This window comes from Marinobacter metalliresistant, from assembly GCF_038098645.1.
Taxonomy (GTDB): domain Bacteria; phylum Pseudomonadota; class Gammaproteobacteria; order Pseudomonadales; family Oleiphilaceae; genus Marinobacter; species Marinobacter metalliresistant.
Genome location: NZ_CP101118.1, coordinates 4,292,527 through 4,303,088 on the forward strand (window position 1 = coordinate 4,292,527; position 10,562 = coordinate 4,303,088).

Below are 10,562 nucleotides of genomic sequence, written 5' to 3' on the forward strand. Positions count from 1 at the left end.
CGACAGTATGGCAAGTGTTGATCAGCCAAAAGTGTGATTCTAGTGTAGTGCATTGCCTTATTTGATACTTATAGCGAGTACCTCAGGGGCCAGCTGCAAGGCGCGATCGCGCAGGCATAGCGGGCTACGTCAAGCGGTCGCAACACCGCAGATGGCCCCCCCTGAGGTACTCGCCCGGAGGGGGAGCTCCGTACAGCCGCGATCACTGCGTTGGAGCTCTTGGAAAGGGCTACGGCCATTCCCGGCGAGCTCCGTCTTGCGCTCGCGGCTGTACGGAGCTCTATAAGTACCAAATAAGGCAATGCACTACACTACACTGATGCTTTGAACCCTCCCCGCACGGTTGGAGCTCGGCCTTTGTGAAAAATAGTTGCCGGTTAACGGTTTGTCGAGCTTCGGTGCCGGTAGCGCTCCGGTTTTTCCACGAATGGCTTCGCCATCTGTCGAATCACTCGCCAAACCGATTTTCTGGTAAACTCTCGCCTCCCGATTTCCGATGACACAACATAACGATATCAAGCTGATGAGGCGCCTATGACCACCGTAATCCGCCAGGACGACCTGATTGAAAGCGTAGCGGACGCGCTGCAGTTCATTTCCTACTACCACCCGAAGGATTTCATTGACGCGGTTCATGAAGCCTACCAGCGGGAAGAGAGCGAGGCGGCCAGGGATGCCATGGCCCAGATTCTGATCAATTCACGTATGTGTGCCCAGGGTCACCGGCCGCTGTGCCAGGACACCGGTATTGTCACCGTATTCGTGAACATCGGAATGAACGTGCAGTGGGATTGCGAGCTGCCGCTGGATGAGGTGATCAACGAAGGCGTGCGCCGGGCGTACACGCATCCGGATAACGTACTGCGGGCTTCGATCCTGGCGGATCCGGATGGCAAGCGCCAGAACACCGGTGATAACACGCCGGCCATCATCCACTATAAGATGGTGCCGGGCGACAAGGTTGAGGTGCATGTTGCCGCCAAGGGCGGCGGTTCCGAGGCGAAATCCAAGTTCGCCATGCTGAATCCTTCGGATTCGGTCGTGGACTGGGTGCTGAAGATGGTGCCGCAAATGGGCGCTGGCTGGTGCCCGCCGGGCATGCTGGGTATTGGTATCGGTGGTACCGCGGAGAAAGCCATGGAAATGGCAAAAGAATCTTTGCTGGACCCGATCGATATTCACGATCTGCAAGAGCGTGGCGCGTCCAGCCGCGCAGAGGAGCTGCGCCTGGAGCTGTTCGACAAGGTCAACGAGTTGGGCATTGGTGCCCAGGGCCTCGGCGGCCTGACCACGGTTCTGGATGTAAAGGTGAAGGACTACCCGACTCACGCCGCCAACAAGCCCGTGGCTATCATTCCGAACTGTGCGGCCACCCGCCATGCTCACTTTACCCTGGATGGCACCGGCCCCTCCCTGCAGACCCCACCGAGCCTGGACGACTGGCCGGAAATCACCTGGGAAGTGGGTGAAAACGTTCGCCGCGTGAACCTGGATACCGTAACACCGGAAGATGTGAAGGACTGGCAGCCGGGTGAAACCGTTCTGCTGTCCGGCAAGATGCTGACCGGCCGCGATGCCGCCCACAAGAAGATGGTGGACATGATCGGAAAAGGCGAGGAGCTGCCGGTGGATCTGAAGGGCCGTTTCATCTACTACGTGGGCCCAGTGGATCCGGTGCGCGAAGAAGTAGTTGGTCCCGCCGGCCCGACCACTGCAACCCGTATGGACAAGTTCACCCACACCATGCTGGAGAAAACGGGCCTGACCGGCATGATCGGTAAGGCCGAGCGCGGCCAGGTAGCCATCGACGCCATCAAGGAATTCGGTGCGGTTTACCTGATGGCCGTGGGTGGTTCCGCCTACCTGGTTTCCAAGGCGATCAAGCACGCCGAAGTGGTTGCCTTCCCGGAGCTGGGTATGGAAGCGATTTACGAGTTCGAAGTAGAAGATATGCCGGTCACGGTAGCGGTAGACTCACGTGGTTCTTCGGTGCACCAGACCGGCCCGGCTGAATGGCACGAGAAGATCATCGCGGCCAAGGCAGTCTGAAAGCTGAAATTGGGGTCAGATGAAAATGGGGTCAGATGAAGTTTCATCTGACCCCATTTTCATCTGACCCCGTCTTTATCTACGGTCAGCTGGAACAGCTGATATTCAGATGCTTGCCCCAGTCTGGCGGTAAAGCAGCGTAAGCTTCGTTTTCCGGCTGCTCATCGAAGGGGCTCTCCAGAACCTTGAGCAGTGCCTTCATCGGTTCATAATCCCCGTTCTGTGCTTCCAGGATAACCTGCTGGGCCAGATAGTTTCTCAGCACATACTTCGGATTCACCCCGCGCATGGCGTACTCTCGTTCGTCGTGGGCACGGGTCTCGCTCTTGAGTCTCTCTTCATAGCGCTCCAGCCACTGGTCCGCTACGCTGCGATCCACGAACAGGTCCCTGACTGGCGCGTGGCCTTTAGCATATAGATTGGACAGTGCCCGGAAGAACGCGGTGTAGTCCACGTGATGCTCATGCAGCATGCTGAAGGTGTCCATGATCAGGCTCAGGTCTCCCTCATCCTCGATTGCCAGGCCCAGTTTGTCGCGCATGTTCTGCAGGAACCGTTCGTTGTAGGCGGTTTCGTAGCGGCGCAGCCCCCGGCGCACGTCATCCTCATCCATAATCGGCAGGAGGGCACGGGCCAGGTACTGGCAATTATCAAAGCCCACCTGCGGCTGGCGGTTGTAGGCGTATCGCCCGGCCTGGTCGGTGTGGTTGCAGATGTAGCCAGCATCGAAATCGTCGAGGAATGCGAAGGGGCCATAATCAAAGGTGTCGCCGATGATCGACATATTGTCGCTGTTCATCACGCCATGGCAGAAGCCCACAGCCTGCCAGTCTGCAATCATCCGGGCGGTGAGCTCCACCACCTCCCCGAACCAGCGGCTGTGGCGTTCGTCATCCGGCAGGCTGATCAAATGGGGAAAGTGCAGCGAGATGACGTGTTCGAGCAGGGTTTTGACCGTTTCCGGTCCTTCATGATGGGCCGCGAACTCGAAATGGCCGAAGCGGATATGGCTCTGGGCCACCCGAACCAGCGCTGCGGCGGTTTCGATGGATTCCCGGCGAACCGGGTCTCTGGCGCTTACCATAAAAAGAGCCCGGGTAGTGGTGATGCCCAGGCCATGCATGGCCTCACTGCAGAGGTATTCGCGGATGGTGGAGCGCAGAACGGCCCGGCCGTCGCCGAATCGGGAATAGGGGGTCATGCCTGCGCCTTTCAGGTGCCAGTCCCAGCGGCGACCGTCCGGCCCCACGGTTTCCCATAGCAGGAGGCCCCGGCCGTCGCCGAGTTCGGGGTTGTATACGCCGAACTGGTGGCCGGTGTATTTCATTGCCACCGGGTCCATGCCCTCAAGCAACTCTGTACCTGCGCCCACGCCGGTCCAGTCGGATTCGGACTCGGCATGGAAGCCCATCTGCCCAGCCAGCGTGTGGTTGAAGCACACCATCTTTGCGCCGCTCAGGGGTGAGGGTTGGACTCTTGTATAAAAGCTGTCCGGGAGTTCCAGGTAGCGATGCTCCACACGAAAACCGTTGCCACTCATAAAATGCCTATACTCCCATTGGTACGAATTCTGCTGACCTGTTTCTTAAACCATCTGTCAAAACCGGGAAAACCAACGTGCCTGACCGATCGCTCGAACAAACCATCAAGGCCCTGATTCAACAGGAGGGCCTGCCCGAGACCTACGCCCAGACCGTGGAACAGACCATTTTGCCACTGGCGGACCATATCCTGGCGCTCCATGATACGGAAAAACGCCCGGTAGTGGCGGGCATTCACGGAGCCCAGGGCACTGGCAAGTCCACGCTGACCCTGTTTCTGCGGGAAATTCTCGCCCGGCACCGGAACTGTCCCACCGCCAGCTTTTCCCTTGATGACATCTACCTTACCAGAGCTGAGCGCCAGGACCTTGCCGAACGGGTCCACCCCCTGTTTAAAACCCGGGGTGTGCCGGGCACCCACGATGTTGCACTCGGGCAAAGAGTGTTGGGCCAGCTTCGCTCCGCGGGGCCTGATGCCACTACCCCGATTCCTTCCTTCGACAAATCCAGGGATGATCGGGTTCCAACCGATGGCTGGCCTGCCTTCCCGGGCCGGGCGGAGGTGATCCTGATTGAAGGCTGGTGTCTGGATGCCCGGCCCGAGGATGAGGGAGTGCTGAGGTCTCCGATCAATCGGCTGGAGGCGGACGAAGACCCCGATGGAACCTGGCGGACGTATGTCAATGAGCAGTTGAAAGGCCAGTACCGCGATTTTTTCGGCCAGATCGATTGCCTGGTGATGCTGAAAGCCCCGTCCATGGAGTGTGTTCTGGAATGGCGCAGTCTACAGGAGCAGAAGCTGGCCCGGAAAATCCGTGGCGCACCAGAGTGGGGCGATGCTGGTGCCTGCGCCCAAGGCTTGCGCATTATGGATGACGACGAAGTCGCCCGATTCGTCATGCATTACGAACGCGTTACCCGGGCCTGTCTTGCTGAAATGCCGGGCCGGGCTGATGTTCTGATTAAGGTGGCCGAGGATCACTCCCTGGGCCTTCCGCAGTTCCGCGCAGGTTAACGGAGACCCACCATGGCCAGACCCCGTTTGCTTATTTTTTCAGACCTGGATGGCACCCTGCTTGACCACGACGATTATCGCTGGCAGCCGGCGCGCCCCGCGCTGGCAAAGCTCCGGGCGGCGGCGATTCCGCTGGTGCTCAACTCCAGCAAGACCCTGCCGGAAATACGGGCGTTGCGGGAGGAGCTTGGAAATACCGCCCCCTTTATTGTCGAAAACGGTGCAGCGGTCATTATTCCGCCTCACACCTTCGGCAATACCGCTGAGGAAATGGTGAATTTTGGTGCAACCCGGGACCGGGTGCTCGAAGTCCTTGGCGCCCAACGGACCGCGGGTGCGCAGTTTCGGGGCTTCGATGACATGTCTGCCGAAGAGCTGGCCGGTGAAACGGGTCTCGATCCGGCCGCGGCAGAACGGGCGAAACAGCGCCTGGGTACCGAGCCGTTAATCTGGCAGGGTGCCGACGAGGGACTGGCCGAATTTAAAGCGGCCCTGGCGAACGAAAATCTCCGGCTGGTGCCGGGAGGACGTTTCCTTCACGCCATGGGCATTTTCGATAAAGCCGATGGGGCCCGTTTCTTGCTGGGCAAATACCGGGAGCGTTACGGCGAGCAGCCGCTGGTGGCCATCGCCCTCGGCGACAGCCCCAACGATCAGCGAATGCTCGAATCGGCGGATATACCGGTGGTGATCCGGGGCGTAAAAAGCGAAGAGGTGACGTTACCTTCGGCAAAGCACGCCATGCGCTCCCTCAAGCCCGGCCCCGAAGGCTGGAATGAGTGTGTGCTCAATCTCTTGTTTGAGTACGGGTACTGACCTGTTTAAGTAAGGGTATAAAAAGGAGAGCCGCCATGGGCGACTTTTACCAGAATGGCATTATCACCACCCTCCATAACCTGGTTCGCCGCCCGGTGGAGGACCTCGAAGCGGAGTTGATGAACTTCCGCAAATCCCGCCCCATGTCCCTGGTGCTGCCGTCGCTCTATTCCGAGCTGGAAGGCCCGGCCCTGAAAAACATCGTGCAGGAACTTGGCAAGGTGTCCTATCTGGATCAGGTTGTTATCGGCCTGGACCGGGCGAACGAGGAGCAATATCGCCATGCCCTCGAGTATTTCTCTGAGTTGCCCCAGAACTTCAAAGTGTTGTGGAACGACGGGCCGCGACTGAGGGCCATTGATCTCCAGCTTCGTGAGCAAAATCTGGCACCGACGGAAATGGGCAAGGGACGAAATGTCTGGTACTGCTTCGGCTATGTGCTGGCGTCTGGGGTGAGTAAATCGGTTGCGCTGCACGATTGCGACATCCTGACCTATTCCAGGGACCTGGTGGCGCGGCTGATATACCCGGTGGCGAACCCGGGCTTCAACTATATGTTCTGCAAAGGCTATTACGCCCGGGTGGCCGATAGCAAAATGAACGGTCGGGTCAGCCGCCTGTTGGTGACACCACTGATCCGGGCCCTGAAAAAGGTGTGCGGCCCCAACGATTTTCTGGATTACCTGGACAGTTACCGCTATCCCCTGGCCGGTGAATTCTCGTTCCGTACCGACGTGATCAACGATCTGCGCATCCCCAGCGACTGGGGCCTGGAGATCGGAGTGCTTTCGGAAATGAAGCGCAACTACGCGACCAACCGTCTGTGCCAGGTGGACATCGCCGATGTGTACGATCACAAACATCAGGAACTGTCCCCCGAGGATGCCAGCAGGGGGCTCTCAAAAATGAGCATGGACATCGCCAAGGCCCTGTTCCGCAAGCTGGCGACCAACGGCGAGATTTTCTCCAACGAGAAATTTCGCACCATCAAGGCCACCTATTTCCGGATCGCCCTGGATTTTGTCGAAACCTACCAGAACGACGCCATAATCAACGGCCTGACCTTTGACCGGCACAAGGAAGAGAAAGCCGTGGAGCTGTTCGCCCAGAATGTGATGCGGGCCGGCGCCTATTTTCTGGATAACCCCATGGATACCCCCTTCATTCCCAGCTGGAACCGGGTAACCAGCGCCCTCCCGGATATCAAGGAACAGTTGCTGGAGGCGGTCGAGGTGGATAACGAGGAATTCCGGCCATGAACCAGCCGCTGAAAGCCAAGCTGGTGGCCATGCTGGACGTGGTCTACCCGGAACTGGATTGCGATTTCCTTTCGGAACAGCTGCTGATTACCATGGGTCTGGCGGCCAACCAGCCGCCGCCCCCGGCCCATCAGAACAACTGGGATGAATCGGATGTGGTGCTGATCACCTATGCCGATACGGTGCAGCAGCCAGGGGAGAAGCCTCTGGTCACTTTGCACCGGTTCCTCAGTGACTGCCTGGCTGACAGCCTGTCGTCCGTCCATATCCTGCCGTTTTTCCCCTACAGCTCAGACGATGGTTTCTCGGTGATGGATTACCTGGCTGTCAACGAATCCCACGGAACCTGGGAAGACATCGAGCGCATCGCCCGGGATTACCGGCTCATGGCGGATTTGGTTGTTAACCACATGTCGGCCCGCAGCCGTTGGTTTGAGAATTTCCGAAAACGGGTGGATCCGGGCAAGGACTATTTCTTTGAGGGCAATCCCCGGGATGATCTGAGTGCCGTGGTGAGGCCCCGCACCTCACCGCTGCTGAATCCGGTGCAGACCGACGATGGTGAGCGGTACGTCTGGTGTACCTTTAGTGAGGACCAGGTCGATCTGAACTTTGCCAACCCGAAGGTGTTGATGGAGTTCGCGGCGATCATTCGGCAATACCTGGAGCGGGGCATTACCCTGTTCAGACTGGATGCGGTGGCTTTCCTGTGGAAAGAGCCGGGCACGCCCAGCATCCACCTCAGGCAGACCCACGAGCTGATCAAGATCCTGCGCCTTCTGATCGAGCATCACAGTCCGGATGCGGTGGTCATTACCGAGACCAACGTGCCCAACCGGGAAAACCTGACCTATTTCGGCAACGCCAACGAAGCCCATGTCATCTATAACTTCTCCCTGCCGCCACTGCTGATCAATACCCTGGTTACCGGCGACTGCAAGCACCTGAAAACCTGGCTGATGAGCATGCCGCCGGCACAGATGGGCACCACGTATCTGAACTTTATTGCGTCTCACGATGGCGTCGGTATGCGGCCGACGGATGGTCTGCTGACTGAGGAAGAGAAGCAGCGGCTGATCAACACCATGGACTCGTTCGGTGGCAAGGTATCGTACCGGCGCACGCCGGATGGCCGGGACCAGCCCTACGAAATCAACATTGCCCTGTACGATGCACTTCAGGGCACGGCGGAGTCTGGCCGGGATCACTGGCAGTTGCAGCGCTTTGTCTGCGCTCACACCGTGATGCTGGCGCTGGAGGGGATTCCGGCGTTCTACATCCACAGCCTGCTGGCGACTGAGAACGATCTGGAGCGGGTGGAGCACACCGGTCGGCTGCGGTCCATTAACCGCAGCCAGTGGCAACTGGATGAGCTGGAGCAGAAGCTCGCGGACCCCCTGAGCCATCACAGCAAGGCCTTCCAGGAGTTGAAGCGCCTGATTGCCATCCGTCGAAAACAGCCCGCATTCCACCCCAATGCCACCCAGTTCACCCTGCATCTGGGCCTTCAGTTATTTGGCTTCTGGCGGCAGAGCATGCGGCGGGATCAGTCGATCTTCTGCATTCACAACATCAGCGATGAGGTTCAGCCAGTGGCTTTGAGTGATATCAATCTCATAGGAACCGATCACTGGCAGGACCTGATCTCGGGTATGAAGATCGATGACCTGTCCGGCTCGATCACACTTAAGCCCTATCAAAGCGTCTGGTTGTCGAACCGGGAGTAGGGCAGAATGCGCCCATGCCCGAACACACAGCAACGAACCGACCCCGAATACTCCTGCTTTCGGCCTACGATGCAGGCAGCCACCGACGCTGGCGGGAACAGCTGGTGGCAACGCATCCGGAGTTCGACTGGCATACCCTGGCCCTGCCGCCCCGGTTCTTCCAGTGGCGGATTCGTGGTAATGCGCTGAGCTGGTTTCGGGAACCCTTGCTGCAGGAATCCTGGGATCTGTTGCTGGTTACCTCCATGGTGGATCTTGCCAGCCTCCGGGGAATCCACCCCCATCTCGCCGCAACGCCTGCCATCCTGTACATGCACGAGAACCAGTTCGCCTACCCGGATTCCGGCAACCAGCATTCCAGCGCTGAGCCTAAAATGGTGAACCTGTACAGTGTGGTCGCCGCGGATACGGTTCTGTTCAACAGCGACTGGAACCGACGCAGCTTTCTTGAGCAGGCCCAGGCTTTTCTGGACAAGCTGCCTGATGGTGTACCTGAAGGCCTGATCCGCACTATTGATGAAAAATCCAGGGTGCTTCCTGTACCGGTTGAAGACAGCCTGTTTGCAGGCGATCATTGTGGCGTTGATCGACAGTGCCCGCATCTGGTGTGGAACCATCGCTGGGAATACGACAAGGGGCCGGACCGGCTGCTGCTTCTGCTGGATGCACTGGTCGCCCGTGGCCAGCCGTTTCGTATCAGTGTAGTGGGTGAGCAGTTCCGCAACGCACCTGAGGCGTTCCGGTTGATCGAGCAGCGACACAGCGAACGGCTGGTCAATTTTGGTTTCATGGCAAGCCGCGACGATTACAACCGGCTGCTCAGGCAGGCGGATGTGGCTGTTTCCACGGCGCTGCACGATTTTCAGGGACTGGCGATGCTGGAGGCCATGGCTTCTGGCTGCCTTGCGCTCGCTCCGGACCGGCTTGCTTATCCGGAATACGTCCCCCGGAATCAGCGCTACCCAAGCCATCCGGGCGAGCCAGAAGCCGAGGCTTTGGCCGCGGCTGACCGGCTTGCGGAACTGTTGGCAAATCCTCCCTTGCCCAGTTGCCCGGGTGAGTGGCGGGTTTCGTCGCTTGCCACTCGCTATGGCGATATCATTCGTGCAACGCTTGAAAAACATGGGGTATCCTGAGCGGATATGAGCAAGGCCGAGATATCAGACATGAGCAAAGCAATCAAGATGACGGGGGCCAACCTCCGCTGGGAAACCTGGGAAGGGCCGGGTGAGCCACCGGCAGATCACGTAGAAATCGAAGTAGTCTGGACAGCAATCAACCGGGCGGACCTTATGCAGCGGGCCGGTGTTTACCCGCCTCCGCCGGGTGCCTCCGACATCCTGGGCCTGGAAGTGAGTGGCCGGATTGCCTCGGTTGGCCCGGGCGTTAGCCGCTTTCAGCCCGGGGATGAAGTGTGTGCCTTGCTGACGGGCGGGGGCTACGCCACCCGCGTGGTTGTACCGGACATTCAGGTATTGCCAATACCCAAGGGCCTGACTCTGGAGAAAGCCGCGGCGATTCCGGAAGTTTTTGCCACGGCCTGGCTGAACCTCTACCACGAGGCAGCGCTGAAACCCGGTGAGCGGGTGCTTCTGCACGCAGGCGCCAGCGGACTGGGCACCGCTGTTATTCAACTGGCCACGGCGTTTGGCAACCCGGTGTTTGCGACCGCCGGCGATGACGCCAAGCTGGAGACCTGCCGGAACCTGGGAGCCAGTGGTGTCTGGAACCGGAAAGCGGGTTCCTTTGTTGACGCGGTTAAGAGCTGGGGCGGGGTGGATATGGTGCTGGACCCGGTCGGCGGCAGTTACATTGCGGACGACCAGAAGGTGCTGAATGTCGACGGCCGCATTGTGCTGATCGGACTGATGGGCGGGCGAATGGCCGAAGTGGATCTGGGGCTGATGCTGATCAAGCGCCAGCGCCTGATCGGCTCCACGCTTCGCTCCCGCACCGTCGCAGACAAAGGCGAGGTGATGCAGGCCCTGTACCGGCATGTCTGGCCACTGCTCAGTGCCTGCCAGATCGAACCGCTGATCGACAGCACCTGGCCGATTGAGCAGGTAGAAGAGGCAATGGCCTACGTCTCCGAAAACAAGAACACCGGAAAGGTGCTCCTGAAAGTCTCAGACTGATCCGGCAGGCCTTGCAGGAA

8 protein-coding genes are annotated in these 10,562 nt (G+C 59.1%); 7 read left to right on the forward strand and 1 reads right to left on the reverse strand.

The window, feature by feature from the left end:
* Window positions 1-534 precede the first annotated feature (534 nt).
* Window positions 535-2,049 (forward strand): fumarate hydratase, encoded by a 1,515-nt coding sequence (locus NLK58_RS20025; RefSeq protein WP_341581592.1) that lies wholly within the window; start codon window positions 535-537, stop codon window positions 2,047-2,049.
* An 85-nt stretch (window positions 2,050-2,134) separates the two neighbouring features.
* Here the strand turns inward: NLK58_RS20025 and NLK58_RS20030 are convergent, their stop codons facing one another.
* Window positions 2,135-3,589, reverse strand: a complete 1,455-nt coding sequence (locus tag NLK58_RS20030) for a protein adenylyltransferase SelO family protein (RefSeq protein WP_341581593.1) — start codon at window positions 3,587-3,589, stop codon at window positions 2,135-2,137.
* A gap of 77 nt (window positions 3,590-3,666) precedes the next feature.
* Here NLK58_RS20030 and NLK58_RS20035 point away from each other — a divergent pair, with 77 nt between their 5' ends.
* From NLK58_RS20035 to NLK58_RS20060, 6 genes are read left to right on the forward strand one after another with little or no spacing between them, the layout of a single operon-like run.
* Window positions 3,667-4,605, forward strand: coding sequence for a hypothetical protein (locus NLK58_RS20035; protein WP_117620044.1), 939 nt, complete (start codon window positions 3,667-3,669; stop codon window positions 4,603-4,605).
* Window positions 4,606-4,617: 12 nt separating this feature from the next.
* On the forward strand, window positions 4,618-5,421 hold the full coding sequence (locus NLK58_RS20040) for an HAD-IIB family hydrolase (RefSeq protein WP_341581594.1): 804 nt from the start codon (window positions 4,618-4,620) through the stop codon (window positions 5,419-5,421).
* Between the two features lie 35 nt (window positions 5,422-5,456).
* The gene (locus NLK58_RS20045) at window positions 5,457-6,680 is read left to right on the forward strand and encodes a glycosyl transferase (protein ID WP_341581595.1); all 1,224 of its coding nucleotides are present in this window, start codon (window positions 5,457-5,459) and stop codon (window positions 6,678-6,680) included.
* Window positions 6,677-8,407: a sugar phosphorylase gene (locus NLK58_RS20050; protein WP_341581596.1), complete on the forward strand. Its 1,731-nt coding sequence runs from the start codon at window positions 6,677-6,679 to the stop codon at window positions 8,405-8,407. Before NLK58_RS20045 ends, NLK58_RS20050 begins: the two co-directional genes overlap by 4 nt.
* A 14-nt stretch (window positions 8,408-8,421) precedes the next feature.
* A complete protein-coding gene (locus tag NLK58_RS20055) occupies window positions 8,422-9,543 on the forward strand; it encodes a DUF3524 domain-containing protein (RefSeq protein ID WP_117620048.1) in 1,122 nt (373 codons plus the stop codon).
* Between the two features lie 30 nt (window positions 9,544-9,573).
* Window positions 9,574-10,542, forward strand: coding sequence for an NAD(P)H-quinone oxidoreductase (locus tag NLK58_RS20060; protein WP_117620478.1), 969 nt, complete (start codon window positions 9,574-9,576; stop codon window positions 10,540-10,542).
* Window positions 10,543-10,562 lie beyond the last annotated feature (20 nt).

Coding starts and splice junctions, on each gene's coding strand:
- NLK58_RS20025 (WP_341581592.1), top strand. CDS start 535: ATGACCACCGTAATCCGCCAGGACGACCTGATTGAAAGCGTAGCGGAC.
- NLK58_RS20030 (WP_341581593.1), bottom strand. CDS start 3,589: ATGAGTGGCAACGGTTTTCGTGTGGAGCATCGCTACCTGGAACTCCCG.
- NLK58_RS20040 (WP_341581594.1), top strand. CDS start 4,618: ATGGCCAGACCCCGTTTGCTTATTTTTTCAGACCTGGATGGCACCCTG.
- NLK58_RS20045 (WP_341581595.1), top strand. CDS start 5,457: ATGGGCGACTTTTACCAGAATGGCATTATCACCACCCTCCATAACCTG.
- NLK58_RS20050 (WP_341581596.1), top strand. CDS start 6,677: ATGAACCAGCCGCTGAAAGCCAAGCTGGTGGCCATGCTGGACGTGGTC.
- NLK58_RS20055 (WP_117620048.1), top strand. CDS start 8,422: ATGCCCGAACACACAGCAACGAACCGACCCCGAATACTCCTGCTTTCG.
- NLK58_RS20060 (WP_117620478.1), top strand. CDS start 9,574: ATGAGCAAAGCAATCAAGATGACGGGGGCCAACCTCCGCTGGGAAACC.